This is a genomic window from Bacillus thermotolerans (assembly GCF_000812025.2).
GTDB classification, from domain to species: domain Bacteria; phylum Bacillota; class Bacilli; order Bacillales; family Domibacillaceae; genus Quasibacillus; species Quasibacillus thermotolerans.
Genome location: NZ_JWJE02000004.1, coordinates 84,860 through 102,924 on the forward strand (window position 1 = coordinate 84,860; position 18,065 = coordinate 102,924).

Genomic DNA, 18,065 nt, shown 5'->3' on the forward strand with positions numbered 1-18,065 from the left:
GTGTTTATTTTTTTCGGAATAAGGTACGCTAACGGTAGTGAAAGGAGAGGCTGGCATGAAATTAATCATCTCATTGATCATTGGTCTGAGCTGCTTGTTCCCTGGCCTAGTGTACGCTTCGGCCATTGATCTCCGTTTAGATAAGGATGAAATAGCGATCTCATTCCTGCCGTTGTCCGATGGGGAAGCAGCCCTTTTACAGACCGGAAACGGGGGTCAGTTCTTGATTAATACAGGCGAAAAGAATAGCCGGAAAGAGATATTCTACTATATGGCTAAGCTCCAAATTCGCCAATTGGACGGGTTGATTGTTACAGAGAAAAAGTATTGGCATGAGATGTTTATCGAGCAGCTGGCTGATAACAGGGGGCTAAAGAAAGTCATTACTGCCTGGCCGGTGGACGAAGAAAAGCGGGACAGCCGCCTTGCTTATGAACGGTGGGTGCCGGGAGAGATATACGACCTTGGTTCGGAAGCCTCTTTACAGCCCCTTTATTATGGGGAAGGTGATGATGAAGGCCTGGATTTTTCAATCAGACATCGTCAATCCCGCTTTTTATGGATGTCTTCTGCTTCTTCATTATCTGAACAAGAGATGCTTGCGCAGTCTTTAAAGGACAGCAATATTTTAAAGCTTCCGCAGTTTGGGAAAAAAGACAGTCTTTCCTACAATTTGCTAACTCACATTGACCCGCAAAGTGCGATTTTGTTTAAAAGCAAGGTAGATTACCCGGATGATGAATTACTAGAAGTACTCCATCAGACGTGGATTGATGTATATTATACTGATCAGCAAGGATTGATCATTATCAAATTTACGCGGGACGGCTATTCCATTTTAACGATTCCTGAGATGAAATAATCAATTCTCACTTTTCGAAAAATTACTAATGACGATGAATCATTTCCTGCTATAATATAAACAGAATGGGGGGCGTTTGAATGGAGAGGAAGATTGAGGTTTTATCAACAGTGAAAGTGAATAACCAGCCGGATCTGTATAAGATAGTCGACGCGTTAAACCGAACATTAAAGCGAAATGATTTAATGTTCGGTTTAGCCTTAGACCCTGAGGATAAAGAGAAAGCTGTTTTTACAATTTACCGTACTTAGTACATAATGAATAAGGGAGTAAGCTTTGCTAAATGAGATGAATATCAGTCATTTTAACGAGCTTCTGCAATAAGAAACAAGATAATGGAGGGTATTTTTGTGAATGTACAATTAGCACAGCGGGTTAAAGCGTTAACCCCTTCGACAACATTGGCAATTACAGCGAAAGCGAAAGAGATGAAAGCTCAAGGCATTGATGTGATTGGTCTTGGTGCAGGTGAGCCAGACTTCAATACACCTGAACATATTATCGAGGCAGCTTATGAGTCTTTAAAAAATGGCCATACTAAATACACACCGGCCGGCGGTCTGCCACAATTGAAAGATGCGATTATTAATAAATTTAAGCAAGACCAGGGTATTACATATAAACGCAGCGAAGTGATCGTAACCGTTGGAGCAAAGCACGCACTTTATACCTTATTCCAGGTTATCCTTGATGAAGGCGACGAAGTAGTTATCCCGACTCCATATTGGGTCAGCTACCCTGAGCAAGTAAAGCTTGCCGGCGGGACGCCAGTATACGTAGAAGGTAAGGAAGAGAACCAGTTTAAAATAACACCAGAACAGCTTAATGCTGTGATCACTGAGAAAACAAAGGCAGTCATCATTAATTCCCCGAGTAATCCAACGGGTATGCTTTATTCTAAAGAAGAGCTTCAAGCGCTTGGAGAAGTGGCGCTCAAGCATGATATTTTCATTGTTTCAGATGAAATTTATGAAAAGCTTGTTTATGGAGACAGTAAGCATGTATCAATTGCAGAGCTATCTCCAGAGCTTAAGGAGCAAACAATCATTATTAATGGTGTATCCAAATCTCATTCTATGACAGGCTGGCGGATTGGCTATGCAGCCGGCAACGAGAAAGTGATCAAGGCGATGACAGACCTTGCGAGCCACTCAACGTCTAACCCGACAGCTGTTTCTCAGTACGGTTCTATTGCTGCCTATGAAGGAACTCAAGAGCCGGTAGAAGAAATGAAGAAAGCCTTTGAAGAACGTTTAAATGTCATTCACAGTAAGTTGAATGATATTCCAGGCGTTAGCTGCTTAAAGCCTCAGGGTGCTTTTTACTTATTCCCTAATGTAAAGGAAGCAGCTGCTATGACAGGATTTGAAGACGTCGACGGCTTCGTTAAAGCTTTGCTTGAAGAAGCGAAAGTGGCTGTGGTTCCAGGAAGCGGCTTTGGCTCCCCAGATAACATTCGTCTTTCTTATGCGACGTCCCTTAATCTGCTAGAATCAGCCGTCGCTCGCATTGCTGACTATGTTGAGAATAACAAGAAGTAATAATAGATGGTAGTGAGAAAGCCCAGCTTAATAAAAGCGGGGCTTTTCTTTATGAAAGGGGCATTTCTTGCACTTTATCCAGAAAGATAGGTATAATGTGGATACGAAAAATGGTTGCTAACGTTTGGAGGGACTTATAGATGAAAATAACCATTACAGAAGCAGGCCAGCATGTCGGAGAGGAAGTAACGATCGGCGCGTGGCTTGCTAATAAACGATCAAGCGGAAAGATTGCCTTTCTGCAGCTTCGTGATGGAACAGGCTTTATTCAAGGCGTTGTTGTGAAAAGTGAAGTAGGTGAGGAAGTATTTCAACAAGCAAAATCCATTACGCAAGAATCCTCCCTATATATTACAGGTACAGTCCAGGAGGACAACCGGTCTCCATTCGGCTACGAGCTATCTGTATCAAGCATTGACATCATCGCTGAAGCAGAAGACTATCCGATCACACCAAAGGAGCACGGCACAGAGTTCTTAATGGACCATCGCCATTTATGGCTGCGCTCCCGCCGTCAGCATGCAGTCATGAAGGTCCGTAATGAAATCATTCGGGCAACTTATGAGTTCTTTAATGACCGCGGCTTCGTAAAGGTAGATCCGCCTATTTTAACAGGAAGTGCTCCTGAAGGAACTTCTGAGCTGTTCCATACTCGTTATTTCGACGAGGATGCTTATCTTTCACAAAGCGGACAACTATACATGGAAGCAGCAGCGATGGCACTTGGAAAGGTCTTTTCTTTCGGTCCAACATTCCGGGCAGAGAAGTCAAAAACACGGCGTCATTTAATTGAATTTTGGATGATCGAACCCGAGATGGCATTTTACAATTTTGAAGATAATCTGAAGGTACAGGAAGAGTATGTATCCCATGTTGTACAATCCGTACTGGCCAATTGCCGTCTGGAGCTTGGCCGCCTTGACAGAGATACGTCTAAGCTTGAACAGATCAAGACGCCTTTCCCTCGCATCACGTATGATGAAGCGATCGAGTTTCTGCATAAGCAGGGGTTTGATGACATCAAGTGGGGAGATGATTTTGGGGCTCCTCATGAAACAGCAATCGCGGAAAACTATGATAAGCCGGTATTCATTACGCATTATCCTACTGCTATCAAGCCGTTTTACATGCAGCCGGACCCAAACCGGGAGGAAGTCGTGCTTTGCGCAGATTTAATTGCACCGGAAGGATACGGAGAGATTATCGGAGGCTCGGAACGTATTCATGATAGGCAGTTGCTAGAAGAGCGGATTAAGGAGCATAAGCTGGATGAAGAGGCGTATAAATGGTATGCGGAGCTAAGAAAATATGGCTCTGTCCCTCACTCAGGCTTTGGACTTGGTCTTGAACGTACGGTCGCCTGGATCAGCGGAGTGGAGCATGTCCGTGAGACGATTCCATTCCCGCGTTTGTTAAATCGTCTATATCCATAAGTAAAGCAGCAAAGGTTGTCCTGTAAGCAGAATCGGGTGGCTTCTTCTCATTAGTCAGGCCTAATAGAAGGAGGCCGATCAAGGCTTATGGGGCAACCTTTTTAGTAGGAGGATAATAGAGAGAGCATAAATCGCCTCATTGTCAATCCTCATTTTTATTATTTGCCCGTGCTATACTGATGGAGAGGTGTTGGAGATGGAAGAGAAAGAATTGTTAATAGAGTGGATGGATAAGGGCATGATCAGCATCCCTCAAGTGTTGCTTACACACTATAAAGAGTTAAGACTGACAGAAACGGAACTTGTATTATTGCTTCAGATTTTTTCCTTCAAGCAAAAAGGGCAGCACTTTCCTACATTTGAAGAGCTTTCCGCCCATATGACCATCACTGCCAGTGAATGCTCCATATTAATAAAGAAGTTAATCCAGCAGCAAATGCTCATTATCGAAGAGGGAGATGCGTTAGGCTTTGAGAGCTATTCGTTAAAGCCGCTCTGGAAGAAGCTTGCCGACTTTATGATTCAAGAATCAAGGCAATCTGCCTTGCACCAGACGCTAAGCGAAGAGAAGGATCTATACACATGCTTTGAACAGGAGTTTGGTCGTCCGCTTTCTCCGCTCGAATGCGAAACATTGTCCATCTGGATTGATCAGGATCACCATGATGCGGTGATTATCAAAGCTGCTTTAAGAGAAGCGGTCATCTCGGGGAAGCTGAATTTCCGTTATATTGACCGTATTCTGTTCGAATGGAAGAAGAAGGGGATTGAGACGCTCGATCAGGCCAGAGAGTATGGCCAGCGCTTCCGAAAGGGACAGACGACTCCTGAGCAAGTAAGGCGGTCGGATAAGGCCGTGCCTTTTTATAACTGGCTTGAGCAATAGAAGGAGAGAGTCATCTATGTTGAACAAGAAAGAGATTCGTTATTGCTTAGATACGATTGGCGAAATGTTTCCTGATGCTCATTGCGAATTGAATCACAGGAATCCATTTGATCTAGTGATCGCTGTTCTGCTATCGGCTCAATGCACCGATGCGCTGGTAAATAAGGTGACAAAGGAATTATTCAAGAAGTATAAGACCCCGGAAGATTATTTAGCGGTGCCTTTAGAAGAGCTTCAGGAAGATATTCGTTCCATTGGCCTGTTCCGCAACAAAGCGAAAAATATTCAAAAGCTTTGCCGGATGCTGATTGAAGAGATGAATGGGGAAGTCCCACAAACGATAGAGGAGCTCGAGAAACTGCCAGGTGTCGGCAGAAAAACCGCTAACGTTGTAGCTTCCGTTGCATTTGATGTGCCGGCTATTGCTGTAGATACGCATGTAGAGAGGGTCAGCAAGAGGCTTGCTTTTTGCCGTTGGAAGGATTCGGTGAAGGAAGTAGAAGAGACGTTGATGAGAAAAATACCAAAAGAGGAATGGTCAATTACTCACCACCGACTGATCTTTTTTGGACGTTATCACTGCAAAGCCCAGTCTCCTCAATGTGAAATCTGTCCGCTGCTTGAGCTGTGCCGGGAAGGGAAAAAGAGAATGAAGAAGAAAGTGGTGCAATAATGCGCTCCGTCGATATTCCTTCTTCCCTGCGGCATCCCTTCTTTTTTGAAGAGAAAGCAGTGGACTGGCCGGAACAGCCTCAGTTGGGTCATCCGCCTTTTTTCATTTATGAGATCATGGATGGGGAACAGCCGTGGCTAAAAGAAGATAAAGGACAGGCTTACATAAAGCAGGAATGGGCGAAAGTACAAACTGTTCTTGAAGGAAAGTTTCGGGAGAGGAACGGGGACATTAAGAATGAGATGCGAGCGGCTATAGCCTTATTCTTTATGAAGCTATTCTGGAGCAACGGTTCACCTGTGCAAGCAGTGAACTGGGAGCATCTTGTTCAGCGTTTGGCTATTAAGCCGGTAAATGTAGAGGAGCGGCTAGGATTTGTGTTGCGACGTCCATTTGCCTATCATGCGTACGTGCAGATCAGTGAATTAATGACAGAGCAAACGAAGCAGTTGGCTAAGTATCAGGCAATGAGAGAAAAATAGATAAAAGGGGCTGTCTTCCTGCAAGACAGTCCTTTCTCATGTGTTAAAGACAAAAGAGGATGGCTTTACGCCATCCTCTTTTGTCGTACTATTATTCTGTTTCTGGATTTGCTGCTTCATTGCCGGCAGCAGGGGGGGAGGCAGGTGCACCCTGTCCCTGCTGGGTACTATCTCCGGCAGGAGGAGAAGCAGGGGTCTCGGCTGGAGGGGGGCTGCCACCGCCGTTGCCGTTATTTGGGGTTCCGCCTTGTCCTCCGCCATTGTTATTCTGGTTTCCGCCGTTTTCACTAGGAGTTCCGCCGCCGTTATTTGGGGTTCCGCTATTTCCTCCGCTGTTGCTTCCACCATTATTATTTTGGCCTTGGTCACCCCCGTTATTTCCGCCATTGCTGCCGCCATTATTTTGATTCCCGCCATTGTTCTCGCCTTCGGTGCTTCCGCCAGGTTGGTTCGGCTCCTCGCCGTCTTCTTCAGGAGTTTCAGGCTCTTCTTCCGGAGCTGGTTCTTCTTCCGGCTCTTCCGTTTCTTCAGGCGGGGCTTCCTCTTCTCCACCCGGAACAGTAAGAGAAGTAGAAGCTGAATCAACTTCTGCACCATCAACCAGAGCGGTTACGGTAAATGTATAAGATTCACCAGGCTGAGCGCCGCCGAAGGTAGCGGCATTTCCGTCCGTGGATTGCGATTCTCCTGATGAAGAGGAGACAGTAAAGCTTGGAGAGCCTTCACCGGAGAAGGACCATGACACATTAATAGACTGGCTGGAAGCATCGTAGGAAGCGGATAGTCCTTCGATGGCGCCAGTGGTTTCTGGTTCACTCTCTTCTTCCTGCTCTTCAGGTTCCTCCTGTTCTTTTTCCTCTTCTTCTTTGAAGTCTCTAAATGCTTTCTTCGGTTCTTCTCCTCTTATGAAGAGTTCGTATACCTTTTGGCTATTAGGAACTCCGTCACCGGCAATTCGAGCGGGATTTGACCCTTTAATAACCGGCAATTCCACAACGCTGTCCGGCTTCTCAAAGTCCTCTGTTTCTTTGCCGGAAGAAACTTCTTCCATTAAATTCTTAAACAACTCTTTTGAGATGTTTTGGCTGCTTCGGGATAAATACTCGCTTCGTTCTTCATATCCCGTCCAAATAGCTGCCGTGTAGTTAGTTGTATAGCCGACAAACCAGGAGTCTGGCGAGCCGGATGAAGGTATGTTATATTTTTGCTTTTCTTCAGCTGTATAGTTGGTCGTTCCTGTTTTGCCTGCAACATGGAGGCTCGGGATGTTGGCTCTTACCCCAGTCCCCTCGTCAAGAACGTCCTTAAGCACATCAGTAATCATATACGCTGTGTAATCATTCATCGCTTTTTGCGGTTTAATATCATTTTTCACTTCTGTTTCTCCGTCGGACAGGACGATTTTCGTCACGGAATGGGGCTTGTTGTACGTACCGCCATTCCCAAAGGCAGCATAGGCTCCTGCCAAGTCAAGAGGAGAGATGCCGCTCATTCCGCCAATGGCATTAGATTCATTCTCAGCTTGCGCTTCTGGAATCTCAATACCTACATTTTTTAAGAACTCATTAGCCTTTTCGTGGCCAACCTCTTGGTATGTTTGCAGCGCAGGAATATTTCTGGAGTAGACAAGCGCTGTTCTCATAGAAAGTGGTCCCATATAAGATCCGCCGGCGTTGCGGATTGGTGCTCCATTTGAATACGTATACGGACGGTCATCCAGCTGCTGATAAGTAGACCATTTCAAATATTCAATGGCTGGACCGTAATCGATGAGCGGCTTAATCACAGATCCAGGCTGACGGTGCTTTAAGTCCACCGCCCAGTTTGTACCGCGCTGAACTTCCTGGTTGCGTCCTCCGCCAATCGCCCGAATAGCGCCTGTCTGTGTGTCCGTTAGCGCGATACCAGCCTGGAAGTCTTCGCTTGGATATTGAATAATTTCATCAGTGTCCAGCAGCTTTTCCATATAAGTTTGGGCTTCCGGATCAAGAGTTGTGTAGATTTTTAATCCATCAGAATAAGGGTTGTACTCTCCCATTTCCTCTACTTCTTCTACGACTACATCGATGAAAGAGCTGAATTTAGTTTTTGACGGTTCTTCTTCAGAGTTGTCCTCAGCCAGCTGGTTAGTAACAGGAACACTCTGTGCTTCTTTCATTTCTGCTTCAGAAATCTTATCGTGCTGTTCCATGAGCGAGAGCACAACATTCCGGCGTTTCTCTGCCCGCTCCGGGTGATCAAACGGATTGTAGTTATTCGGGCTTTGCGGCATTCCTGCAAGCAAAGCTGCCTCTGATAGAGATAATTCGTTGAGCTCTTTGCCGAAATAATGATTGGCCGCTGCTTTAATGCCGAAAATTCGATCAGACATGAATACTTTATTTACATACATTTCAAAGATCTCTTCCTTGGAATACTCCCTCTCAAGCTGGTAAGCAAGCCAGGCTTCTTCCGCTTTTCGGTCTAGCGTTTTGTCAGGAGTCAGAAAAGACATCTTTACAACCTGTTGGGTGATTGTACTTGCTCCCTGAGAGCCGAAGCCCTCTGTGATGTTTTTTACTACCGCGCCGCCAATACGGATAATATCGACACCGTGGTGCTCAAAGAAGCGGGCATCTTCGGTAGCAAGAATGGCATCCTTCATTAGCTGAGGAATATCTTCATATTGGACGTAATCTCGTTTCTCTGAACCGATAGATGTAACAAAATCACCATTCATATCGTAAATTTTCGAAGAAACGGGGTCACGCAGGAGCGTTTCATCCAGCTTGGGTGCATCCCGTACCATGAAAGCAAAGGTGCCGGCACCAATCGCTAGCGATAAAAGAAATAAAGCAGCAAGAGTGATAAATACTTTTTTTACGAGAGACCTTTTATTATTTTTACTTTTGGCTGCTGGCTTATTATCTACCCGTTTTTTCTTTTGCTTCTTTCTTTTTTCCATGCGCGAATTATATTGATCAGACATTTATTTCATATCCTCACTTTCAATTAAAATAAAGAGGCTGAACTTAGTATGCTCTTATATGGTAATAAGCCGTTTAAGTTTCATCTTCCGCAAAGTATAATTTATCCACGATCGATAAATAATGAAGGCAGGGATACAGACCAAGCGGAACCGAAAAAGCTGATTCTTCTATTTCTGCCTTTGTAATAGATTTGCGGCCTCCGTTTTCCATGCGGTCCCAAAATTCAAAAAGGCGTTCCGCTGGAAGGTAGTAGACTTCCTCCGTTAATGAGAAACGAATAATAACGAAGCTGATCCCGCCTTGCTTTGCCACTTTTCTCATGTGAACAAGCTGATGGTCATGGAAGTTTTGCAGTGGAAAAGACGTGCGGCTTTTCGTTTCTTTTGCTTCGAAATCTATATATTTTCCTCGGTACACTCCATTATAGTCGGTCGTGGAAGGCTGCTTAAAGTAAGCTTCTTTAATAACAGCAGCACTTCGTTTTGGATAATCTACCTGAACGATTTGTACAGGCGTCGGCTTTTTATGAATAACCGCTATATTCTGTTCAAGGTAATAAGCATTTGTTTCATTTAGATCCTCTTCAAGCGTCATCCCCCTATTACTGTAGCTGTTCTGCATGGTCGGCTGCTTGCTCGCGTTTGCACTGGCTGCCGGCACATACTTCTTTCCATTTGGATACCTGATCGCTGTCATCCTATACACCTCACGAGATAATACATATCATAACAGAAAAAGTCTGGAGGAAGGTAAGAAATTAGACCGATTTTATCCCGCTCTTAAAAAGAGGCAGGAGTGCTGCTTTTTAGCCGCCAGCTTGGCAGAATCACCAACTTTTTCAATTTAACCTTTTGTCTGCCAATGTATATTATAACCTTTTTTGAAGAATGCGGCATTATCAATAAATGGCTGTTTCGAGTCTTTCTTAATGTCGAAATTTTTGATTATTTTGTCTGTGGTCTTCTTTCTTTGCCGAATAGCACCTAGTTTTGTCAAGCGGGAAGGAGTTTATAAAGGAAAGAAAGAATTGAACCCATAAGGAAATAGCAAAGGAGTGGGGATGGATGACGAGAGAAGAAGTGCTTCGTACACTGAATGAAATTGAAGAGAAGGTAGAAGAGATTGAGCGTACGTTACAGAAAAATGTCAAGGTCATGCACAAGAACCAGTACTCAAAAATTTCCGAGAAGAAACAGGCAGTGATGGAACGTATCGAGTCACTTGAAAAGGGAGCTGATTTCCTGCTGTCCGCTGCTCCTGAGTCCAAAATGGTCCAGTCCTTTAATATGTCCTATGAGCCGGTGTAAAGACACTCTCCTTGAACAGTGGAAAAAAAGCTTATAGAATGTTAGAGATACAAAGAAAGATCAAGGGGAGAATACTATGCAAAGACTTCAAGAGCTGACAGAAGAGTTAGTAAAAGTGGTCAATCAGGCGAATGACCGTTACCACTTAGCTAGAGAAACGGGAGAAGAAGGGGATTTTTATAAAGAAGTAAAGCCGTTTGCCGACGAAGCTAAGCGGTTGTCTGATGAATGGGAAGAAGAGGTTATGAGAAGCTTTCAGACGAGACGATTTAAGTATATTCACTTGCCCCAGGTCAAAGCAACCATAGAGAATATCGAGTTGCTTTCTGTACAGGCTTTCTTTCCGAAAGCGAGCTATACGCGTTTTAGAAATTACGTAGAATCCACGCTATTTGTCCTGCAACAGCTGCTAAAAGAGCTAAAATAAACCGCACCTTTCCTCATCTTCCACATACTATGTGGTAGCAAAAGATGTGGGAGGGAAAAGGATGGACTCTTGGCACTATAGATATCCGTCTTACAGGCACTTTTCACATTATCCGCCAAGATCTTACTATGGGCCTCAATTTCCGCCATCAGGATATTCTCCGACTTCTGGAGATTTGTGGAGCCACCCGCTTTATGATACGTATATGCCTGAAGGTCCATATCACATGTATCCGACTGCTTCGGCAAGTCCGCTTTCAGCATCACAGCCAAACAGCGGAGGGTCGCTCTTGCTTCAGTCCTTTAAGAACAAGGACGGGTCGTTGGATATCAACAAAGCGATGGAGACGGCAGGGATGATGGTGAATACAGTGTCGCAGATTTCAAAAGTTGTAAAAGACATGGCAGGCTGGATGAAGGCTTGAAACGTTTGCGCTCTGAAGGAACCTTTTTCCTTCGGGGTCTTTTTCATTTTTGCGCCTTAAACAGGGAACAATTCACCTTTCAAATGGATCGTTTGTTCGATACAATAAAGGGGAGGTGAGAGCGATGTTATCAAACAGAAAATCGCTTCAGGAAACGATTGATTGGCTGAGAAATGAAGATGCTGTTCATTCCAATATTATTCATTGGCAGACGATTCCTGAAAAGGCAGCGAAAACTGTTCCTCTGCCAGCGGATCTGGATCCGCGACTGGCGCAAGCATTAGAAGGAAGAGGCATTGAGCAGTTATATACACATCAGTTATCCGCTTTCGAAGCGGCAAGAAAGAAGCAAAGCTTCGTAGCAGTGACACCGACTGCTTCAGGGAAAACGCTTTGTTATAACCTGCCTGTTGTTCAGTCTATTATTGAAGAGCCGGAGGGGCGAGCTCTTTATTTATTCCCGACAAAGGCGCTCGCTCAGGACCAAAAAAGTGAAATAAATGAATTAATCCAGGAGATAGGGATACCGATTAACAGCTATACATATGATGGGGATACGCCGGCGAATATTCGCCAAAAGGTACGTAAAGCGGGGCAAATTATTTTGACAAATCCTGATATGCTGCATTCAGCTATTTTGCCCCATCATACGAAGTGGGTTTCCTTATTCGAGAATATAAAATATATCGTCATTGATGAGCTTCATATTTATCGCGGGGTCTTCGGCAGCCATGTCGCGAATGTATTGCGCCGGCTGCAGCGGATTTGCCGCTATTACGGCAGCGATCCCGTGTTTATTTGCACCTCTGCCACTATTGCGAATCCGCTGGAACTGGCAGAAGCGCTCACCGAGAAACCGATGACGCTGATTGATAATAACGGGGCACCGTCAGGAAGGAAGCATTTTGTGTTTTACAATCCGCCGATTGTGAACAAGCCCCTTAATATCCGCCGCAGTGCTACGCTGGAGGTGCGCCGGCTTGCAGGAGAGATGCTGAAAAGCAAAATCCAGACGATCGTCTTTGCCAGAAGCCGGGTAAGAGTGGAAATTATTCTGACATATTTACAGGAGCTTGTGAAAAACGAGCTTGGCCCTAAGTCCATCAGGGGTTATCGGGGCGGTTACCTGCCAACCCAGCGGCGCGAGATTGAAAAAGGGCTCCGTAACGGTGATATTTATGGAGTAGTCAGCACGAATGCTCTTGAGCTTGGTGTGGATATCGGCCAGCTGCAGGTGTGTGTGATGACAGGGTATCCCGGCACGATTGCCAGCGCTTGGCAGCAGGCAGGAAGAGCCGGACGCCGGCATGGTGAGTCTCTCGTTATTATGGTGGCAAGCTCTGACCCGCTTGACCAGTTTATCATTGATCATCCGGACTACTTCTTTAATCAGACACCAGAAACAGCCCGCATTAACCCTAATAATTTAGTGATTTTAGTGGATCACTTGAAATGTGCGGCTTACGAGCTTCCTTTTAAAGAGGGGGAAGCATTTGGAGATATGGAAATAGAGGATGTACTGGAATTTTTAACCGAAGAGAGGGTACTGCATAAGAATAGAGATCAGTGGTTCTGGATGAATGATTCGTTTCCAGCTCATAATATCAGCTTGCGGTCCGCTTCTCAGGAAAACGTCATTATTATAGATATTACAGAAACAGCCAACCACCGGGTCATTGGCGAAATGGATACATTTAGTGCGATGACACTGCTTCATGACGAAGCTATTTATTTGCACCAAGGCATCCAATACCAGGTGGAGGAGCTGGACTGGGAAGAAAAGAAAGCGTATGTACGGGAAGTGGACGTTGATTATTTTACGGATGCCAATTTGGCTGTGCAGCTGCAGGTGCTAGAGGAAGACAGGACCCGCGAGAAGGGACAAACTACGATTTCCTACGGGGATGTCGCTGTACATGCAATGGCAACAATCTTTAAAAAGATTAAATTCGATACGCATGAAAATATCGGTTCAGGTCCTATCCATTTACCGGAAATGGAATTGCATACAAATGCGGTCTGGATGTCCTTAAATGAAGAATTCGAGTATTTCTCACAGGATCGCCTTGAAAATGGGCTGATTGGCGCTGCTCATGCTCTAAAAGCAATTGTTCCTCTGTTTGCTATGTGCGACCCGAGTGATGTTCATGTGGTGCCGCAAGTAAAGGCGAGTCACAATGAAAAGCCGACCATATTTGTGTACGATCATTACCCTGGAGGCATCGGGTTGAGTGAGCAAGTGTTCAGCCGGCTAGAAGACATTCTAAGCCAGGCCGCAGCGCTAATCCGCCAGTGTCCTTGCCAAACGGGGTGCCCGTCTTGTATTGGAACCGAAGCGGTGTTTGATTCGGCCAAAGAGGATGCTTGCCGTCTGCTTGAACGGTTTTCACTAACGGGAGAGAAGTAAACATGGGCTTGTCTAAAAAACTTCAGCGAATGAAGCGCCATATAATAAGAGAAGAAGCGGAAAAGGACCCAACAGACATCCCGTCCTTTGACAGTCTCGAGCTTCCTTTTAAGGAGGAGTGGGAGAAGGCGGGGGTGAAGCCGTATGTTCTTGATGATCAATTCTGTCTCATTCGTGAGGTTCGCTATCCGCTTTCTTACAAGCATGGCCGTCATCAATTTGAAGAGGTAGAACAGGCCGTTCATAAATGGAACGAATGGGAAGGGCAGCATCCGCTGTCAGCTAAGGGCTTATCTGCTTCGGAGTTATTCTTTTTTGATACAGAAACAACCGGTCTTGGCGGGGGTACAGGAAATGTCATCTTCCTGCTCGGCTATGCACGTATACAAGGTGAGGAAGTCGTGCTGCGCCAGCACTTCCTTCCTGGACCGGGAAATGAAACGGCGCTTTATGCGAGCTTTCTTGAAAGAGTCGATTACAAGACACTTGTTACCTACAACGGCAAATCCTTCGACTGGCCGCAGGTAAAAACAAGGCATACACTCGTACGTGATCATGTACCGAAGCTTCCGGAATTTGGCCACTTTGATTTGTATCATGCCTCAAGAAGGCTATGGAAACGGTCGATGGAAAGAGTGAAGCTGGTCAATGTAGAAAAGGAAAAGCTGGATATTAAAAGAAGCGAAGATGTTCCGGGTTACTTAGCGCCGATCATTTACTTTGACTTTATTGAACGAAAGCATCCGGAGGGTATATTGAAGGTTATGCAGCATAATGAGTGGGATATCCTAACTTTGATGACACTTTATACTCATTTAAGCTTTCGCGTGTTAGAGGAAGAAGCAGAAGCCAGCAGTGCCGAAAAGCTCGAGGTAGCTAAGTGGTTTGAAGCAATCGGCGAGAAAAACCATTCCGTGAAAGCCTACAGCAAGCTCGCCCATGCAGAGGAAAGGGCTGTACACACCACCGCTAGACATGCGCTGGCTTTTCATTTGAAAAGAGAAAAAGAATGGGAACGGGCCATCGAGCTCTGGAAGGAAGTGTGCGAAAAAGGCACACGTTCCGAAAGAGTAGAAGCTCATGTTGAACTGAGCAAGTATTACGAGCATCAGGAAAAGAAATACACTGAATCGTTGCATCATGCAGATAAGGCTCACTTTCTTTACGACGGAAACAGCCGGACAAGAAAAGAGGATCTGGAGAAAAGGAGAGCAAGGCTAAAGAAGAAAATGAGCCGGTAAGAAGCTGTGCTGCCAGCAATAAATAGAAAGATGGATGGAGTGGATGAAACATGCATCGTGCTTTGTTCTTATTATTTTTTATTATTATAGGATTAACAGCTTTTCTAATGACGAATTTGAAAGATGACTTCTTTAGCTTCTTATAGACAGGCAGTAGGATAGGGATTTGTTCAAGATAATGAAAAGCATGAAGGAGAAGGTTTTTTGCATATATAAAAGTAATGAGCTCTTCCATATCACTTCCTGCTGATTAAACCTGCTTATCTTCAAGGATGGGAACGATAAGGCTGAGATTCTTAGAGAACTATGACAAAAGCAAGGGGGACACCTCTTGCTTTTGCAGCATGTGTTTTTTGGCAGTAACATAGTGGAAGGAGGATTCATGGTGTCTACTTGGACAGTCACTGGCTATAAATCATTTGAACTCGGTATTTTTAAATCCAGCGATCCAGCGGTTGTTTACATAAAAAAAGCGCTGAAAAAGGAGATTTCCATCCTCTTGGAAGAAGGAATGGAATGGCTGCTCATCAGCGGCCAGCTAGGCGTTGAGTGTTGGGCTGCTGAAGTGTTTTTTGAGCTTAGAGATGAGTATCCTCATGCCAAGCTTGCTGTGCTCACACCATTTTTGAACCAGGAGGAGAAATGGAACGAGGAGAACCAAGCATATTACGAAAACATATTAAGCCAGGCAGACTTTGTAGAATCAGTGTCAAAGCAGCCATATAAAAGTCCGGCGCAGTTTCGTAATAAAAGTTTATTGCTCCTAAATAAATCAGATGGATTGCTGATTGTGTATGATGAGGAAAGGGAAGGTTCTCCGCAATATATGTGGAAGATGGCCAGTGACTTTCAGAAAGAGCATCCTCTAGACGTTCGCCAAATTACATTTTATGATCTTCAGACTGTTGTGGAAGAGGAACAAATGAAAGAAAATGACTGGTGGTAACTCGAGAAGAGATTGACAAAATGGCCTGTTTTTGAAAAAATGAACAAGAGAAGGTGTGGAATAATCGAGGTGATGACGGGAATGTTATCTAATAAAGTGAAATTGACAAGCAAAGATATTTTAGAGAAAGATTTTAAGACGTCTATGAGAGGATACAATCCGGATGAGGTGGATCAGTTTCTTGATTTAATTATTAAGGACTATGAAGCATTCAACCAAGTGATTGAAGAGCTTCAACAAGAAAATCTCCGTTTGAAAAAAGAAAGTGAAACGAGGAGCAACCGTGTACAGCCGGTTTCTTCACCGCAGCCAGCCGCTGGCACAACTAATTTTGATATTCTTAAGAGGCTATCCAATCTGGAACGTCATGTGTTCGGAGACAAGCTTTATAACGAGTAAAAAGGTAAATAATAACAATTTAAAAAGAGCTATTGCTTCCTATGAGTTTTTCTTTTATAATAGGACAGTATGATCGATAATAACGTTCGGGTAATCGCTGCAGCACTTATGCTGTAGAGGAAAGTCCATGCTCACACAGTGCTGAGATGCCTGTAGTGTTCGTGCCTAGCGAAACCATAAGCTAGGGCAGTCCGGCTTCGGCTGGATTGACGGCGGGGAAAGCAGCCTAAGTCTTCGGATATGGTGCAAGTACTCTGAAAGTGCCACAGTGACGTAGCTTTATAAGAAATTATAAAGGTGGAACGAGGTAAACCCCTCGAGTGAGCAACCCAAATTTGGTAGGGGCACCTTCTTTGAGGAAATGAACGAGAAGAAGGGCGGGTGTTTTGTCACCCGCAGATAGATGATTACCGCCGGAGTACAAGACCGTCCCTGGTCGTTTGCAGTACGATGGTACAGAACATGGCTTACAGAACGTTATTATATCGGGATTTAATTAGGTGATGAAACTCTCCATCTGGGAGAGTTTTTATATTTACAGCGCAAATTCCTTTCGATCGTTGCTGGGTTGAAGGAAAGGTCATAGTGCTTGAGTAAAAGCTCTCCCGTGCGGAGAGCTTTTATTTTATATGTACATATCTTATTATAGGGGAATAGGCAGTATTTATTTTCAAGGTGCAGGTGATAAAATGACGACGTATACGTTAATGGCTACAGCGGCCATGGGATTGGAGGCGCTTGTCGCTAATGAAGTGAAAGCGCTTGGCTATGAAGGAAAGACCGAGAATGGGCGAGTAGTTTTTAAAGGCGATGCAACAGCCATTGCCCGTTGCAATATGTGGTTAAGAACAGCAGACCGGGTTAAAATTGTGGTCGGTGAATTTAAGGCAAAAACATTCGACGAGTTGTTTGAAGGTGTGAAGGCACTGCCATGGGAGCGGTATTTGCCCGAGGATGCCGAATTTCCTGTGCAGGGTAAATCGGTGAAATCGACATTATTTAGCGTCTCTGATTGTCAGGCTATTACGAAGAAAGCAATTGTGGACCGGCTGAAAGGCAAGTACAAGGTAAGCACGTGGCTGCAAGAAACGGGTCCTTTATTTAAAGTGGAAGTGTCTTTATTAAAAGATAAAGCGACATTGACAATTGATACGAGCGGGGCAGGTTTGCATAAACGCGGGTACCGGATCGCGCAGGGGGGAGCCCCTATTAAGGAAACACTGGCGGCTGCTCTTATTCAGCTGACGAACTGGCATCCTGACCGGCCATTTGTCGATCCATTTTGCGGTTCAGGCACCATCCCAATTGAAGCAGCTCTCATTGGCCAGAATATCGCACCGGGCTTTAACCGGGAATTCCTCTCAGAGACATGGCCTTGGATTGGTGATGAGGTATGGGAGCATGTCCGGGTTGAAGCGGAGGATCGGGCAAATTATGATCAGCCTCTGGATATTCAGGGGAGCGATATTGATCATAAAATGGTGGACATTTCCCGCCAAAATGCCTTTGAAGCCGGCTTGGGCGATTTGGTTCAATTTAAGCAAATGAACGTGAAGGACTTCTCTTCCTCAAAGGAATATGGGGTTATTGTCGGCAATCCGCCTTACGGAGAGCGCCTTGGCGACCGTCCAGGGGTAGAGAAAATGTATCAGGAGATGGGGCAGGCTTTTGCTGATTACGATACTTGGTCTATTTATATATTGACATCTCATGAAGGCTTTGAAGATTTTTATGGCAAAAAAGCCACTAAAAAGAGAAAGCTGTTTAACGGATTTATTCGAACAGATTACTATCAGTATTGGGGCAAGCGCCCGCCAAGAAATACAGACTGACCTCAGCTGATACAGTGACTGGGGAACTCTTTTTGAGATGTAGAAATATAAAGAATATTTGGTACAATAGTAAACAAGAAAGCTGCTATGAACATGGCTGATTAGTGTAAGGACATGCCGCTTGAAGCGGCTCGCCGGCTTTAAGGAGAGAATCGATAATCTAAAGAGAAAACAAAAAATAATCAGCAGCCTTAAGCCGCATGCATCCGTTGAACGTATCTTTTAGGGAGGAAATG

17 protein-coding genes and 1 other RNA gene are annotated in these 18,065 nt (G+C 44.8%); 16 read left to right on the forward strand and 2 right to left on the reverse strand.

The genetic code is table 11. The features are described from left to right. Nucleotides 1-55 precede the first annotated feature (55 nt). The 7 genes from QY97_RS19460 to QY97_RS19465 all read left to right on the forward strand — a co-directional run bounded on the left by QY97_RS19460 (nt 56) and on the right by QY97_RS19465 (nt 5,877). Nucleotides 56-862 carry a ComEC/Rec2 family competence protein gene (locus QY97_RS19460; RefSeq protein WP_052717212.1) on the forward strand — a complete coding sequence of 269 codons (807 nt, stop codon included), beginning with the start codon at nt 56-58 and terminating at the stop codon, nt 860-862. 80 nt (nt 863-942) lie between these two features. Continuing rightward, a complete protein-coding gene (locus tag QY97_RS19780) occupies nt 943-1,113 on the forward strand; it encodes a YpmA family protein (RefSeq protein ID WP_082090203.1) in 171 nt (56 codons plus the stop codon). Nucleotides 1,114-1,197: 84 nt separating this feature from the next. Further along, nucleotides 1,198-2,403, forward strand: coding sequence for a pyridoxal phosphate-dependent aminotransferase (locus tag QY97_RS03140; protein WP_039237788.1), 1,206 nt, complete (start codon nt 1,198-1,200; stop codon nt 2,401-2,403). Nucleotides 2,404-2,543: 140 nt separating this feature from the next. After that, nucleotides 2,544-3,836 (forward strand): asparagine--tRNA ligase, encoded by a 1,293-nt coding sequence (gene asnS, locus QY97_RS03145; RefSeq protein ID WP_039237789.1) that lies wholly within the window; start codon nt 2,544-2,546, stop codon nt 3,834-3,836. A gap of 196 nt (nt 3,837-4,032) precedes the next feature. Continuing rightward, nucleotides 4,033-4,722 carry a DnaD domain-containing protein gene (locus QY97_RS03150; protein WP_039237790.1) on the forward strand — a complete coding sequence of 230 codons (690 nt, stop codon included), beginning with the start codon at nt 4,033-4,035 and terminating at the stop codon, nt 4,720-4,722. Nucleotides 4,723-4,738: 16 nt separating this feature from the next. After that, nucleotides 4,739-5,395: an endonuclease III gene (nth, locus tag QY97_RS03155; protein WP_039237791.1), complete on the forward strand. Its 657-nt coding sequence runs from the start codon at nt 4,739-4,741 to the stop codon at nt 5,393-5,395. After that, on the forward strand, nt 5,395-5,877 hold the full coding sequence (locus tag QY97_RS19465) for a YpoC family protein (RefSeq protein WP_052717211.1): 483 nt from the start codon (nt 5,395-5,397) through the stop codon (nt 5,875-5,877). Before nth ends, QY97_RS19465 begins: the two co-directional genes overlap by 1 nt. 91 nt (nt 5,878-5,968) lie before the next feature. On the opposite strand, the gene QY97_RS03165 is transcribed toward QY97_RS19465, so the two are convergent. Together QY97_RS03165 and recU are read right to left on the reverse strand one after the other, a co-directional pair. Beyond that, complete coding sequence (locus tag QY97_RS03165; protein ID WP_052717210.1) at nt 5,969-8,845, reverse strand: transglycosylase domain-containing protein; 2,877 nt, start codon at nt 8,843-8,845, stop codon at nt 5,969-5,971. A 73-nt stretch (nt 8,846-8,918) separates the two neighbouring features. Beyond that, nucleotides 8,919-9,542, reverse strand: a complete 624-nt coding sequence (recU, locus tag QY97_RS03170) for a Holliday junction resolvase RecU (protein ID WP_039237792.1) — start codon at nt 9,540-9,542, stop codon at nt 8,919-8,921. A gap of 368 nt (nt 9,543-9,910) precedes the next feature. Between recU and QY97_RS03180 the strand changes: the two genes are divergently transcribed. The 9 genes from QY97_RS03180 to QY97_RS03215 all read left to right on the forward strand — a co-directional run bounded on the left by QY97_RS03180 (nt 9,911) and on the right by QY97_RS03215 (nt 17,829). Beyond that, nucleotides 9,911-10,153, forward strand: a complete 243-nt coding sequence (locus QY97_RS03180; protein ID WP_039237796.1) for a hypothetical protein — start codon at nt 9,911-9,913, stop codon at nt 10,151-10,153. 76 nt (nt 10,154-10,229) lie between these two features. Beyond that, nucleotides 10,230-10,580 (forward strand): YppE family protein, encoded by a 351-nt coding sequence (locus QY97_RS03185; protein WP_039237798.1) that lies wholly within the window; start codon nt 10,230-10,232, stop codon nt 10,578-10,580. A gap of 61 nt (nt 10,581-10,641) precedes the next feature. Beyond that, a complete protein-coding gene (locus QY97_RS03190) occupies nt 10,642-11,004 on the forward strand; it encodes a YppG family protein (RefSeq protein WP_039237800.1) in 363 nt (120 codons plus the stop codon). Between the two features lie 124 nt (nt 11,005-11,128). After that, complete coding sequence (locus QY97_RS03195; protein ID WP_039237802.1) at nt 11,129-13,411, forward strand: DEAD/DEAH box helicase; 2,283 nt, start codon at nt 11,129-11,131, stop codon at nt 13,409-13,411. Nucleotides 13,412-13,413: 2 nt separating this feature from the next. Then, a complete protein-coding gene (locus tag QY97_RS03200; protein WP_039237804.1) occupies nt 13,414-14,652 on the forward strand; it encodes a ribonuclease H-like domain-containing protein in 1,239 nt (412 codons plus the stop codon). A gap of 382 nt (nt 14,653-15,034) precedes the next feature. Next, entirely contained in the window at nt 15,035-15,598 is a 564-nt protein-coding gene (locus tag QY97_RS03205; RefSeq protein ID WP_039237917.1) for an SLOG family protein, read from the forward strand. A gap of 81 nt (nt 15,599-15,679) precedes the next feature. Next, a complete protein-coding gene (gpsB, locus tag QY97_RS03210) occupies nt 15,680-15,997 on the forward strand; it encodes a cell division regulator GpsB (protein ID WP_039237806.1) in 318 nt (105 codons plus the stop codon). Between the two features lie 82 nt (nt 15,998-16,079). Then, nucleotides 16,080-16,472: RNase P RNA component class B (rnpB, locus tag QY97_RS19785), an RNA gene on the forward strand. A 214-nt stretch (nt 16,473-16,686) separates the two neighbouring features. After that, nucleotides 16,687-17,829, forward strand: a complete 1,143-nt coding sequence (locus QY97_RS03215) for a THUMP domain-containing class I SAM-dependent RNA methyltransferase (protein WP_039237808.1) — start codon at nt 16,687-16,689, stop codon at nt 17,827-17,829. Nucleotides 17,830-18,065: the final 236 nt, after the last annotated feature.

Bases quoted from the DNA above. Each gene is read 5' to 3' on its own strand.
- QY97_RS19460 (WP_052717212.1), top strand. From the start codon at position 56: ATGAAATTAATCATCTCATTGATCATTGGTCTGAGCTGCTTGTTCCCT.
- QY97_RS19780 (WP_082090203.1), top strand. From the start codon at position 943: ATGGAGAGGAAGATTGAGGTTTTATCAACAGTGAAAGTGAATAACCAG.
- QY97_RS03140 (WP_039237788.1), top strand. From the start codon at position 1,198: ATGGAGGGTATTTTTGTGAATGTACAATTAGCACAGCGGGTTAAAGCG.
- asnS (WP_039237789.1), top strand. From the start codon at position 2,544: ATGAAAATAACCATTACAGAAGCAGGCCAGCATGTCGGAGAGGAAGTA.
- QY97_RS03150 (WP_039237790.1), top strand. From the start codon at position 4,033: ATGGAAGAGAAAGAATTGTTAATAGAGTGGATGGATAAGGGCATGATC.
- nth (WP_039237791.1), top strand. From the start codon at position 4,739: ATGTTGAACAAGAAAGAGATTCGTTATTGCTTAGATACGATTGGCGAA.
- QY97_RS19465 (WP_052717211.1), top strand. From the start codon at position 5,395: ATGCGCTCCGTCGATATTCCTTCTTCCCTGCGGCATCCCTTCTTTTTT.
- QY97_RS03165 (WP_052717210.1), bottom strand. From the start codon at position 8,845: ATGTCTGATCAATATAATTCGCGCATGGAAAAAAGAAAGAAGCAAAAG.
- recU (WP_039237792.1), bottom strand. From the start codon at position 9,542: ATGACAGCGATCAGGTATCCAAATGGAAAGAAGTATGTGCCGGCAGCC.
- QY97_RS03180 (WP_039237796.1), top strand. From the start codon at position 9,911: ATGACGAGAGAAGAAGTGCTTCGTACACTGAATGAAATTGAAGAGAAG.
- QY97_RS03185 (WP_039237798.1), top strand. From the start codon at position 10,230: ATGCAAAGACTTCAAGAGCTGACAGAAGAGTTAGTAAAAGTGGTCAAT.
- QY97_RS03190 (WP_039237800.1), top strand. From the start codon at position 10,642: ATGGACTCTTGGCACTATAGATATCCGTCTTACAGGCACTTTTCACAT.
- QY97_RS03195 (WP_039237802.1), top strand. From the start codon at position 11,129: ATGTTATCAAACAGAAAATCGCTTCAGGAAACGATTGATTGGCTGAGA.
- QY97_RS03200 (WP_039237804.1), top strand. From the start codon at position 13,414: ATGGGCTTGTCTAAAAAACTTCAGCGAATGAAGCGCCATATAATAAGA.
- QY97_RS03205 (WP_039237917.1), top strand. From the start codon at position 15,035: ATGGTGTCTACTTGGACAGTCACTGGCTATAAATCATTTGAACTCGGT.
- gpsB (WP_039237806.1), top strand. From the start codon at position 15,680: ATGTTATCTAATAAAGTGAAATTGACAAGCAAAGATATTTTAGAGAAA.
- QY97_RS03215 (WP_039237808.1), top strand. From the start codon at position 16,687: ATGACGACGTATACGTTAATGGCTACAGCGGCCATGGGATTGGAGGCG.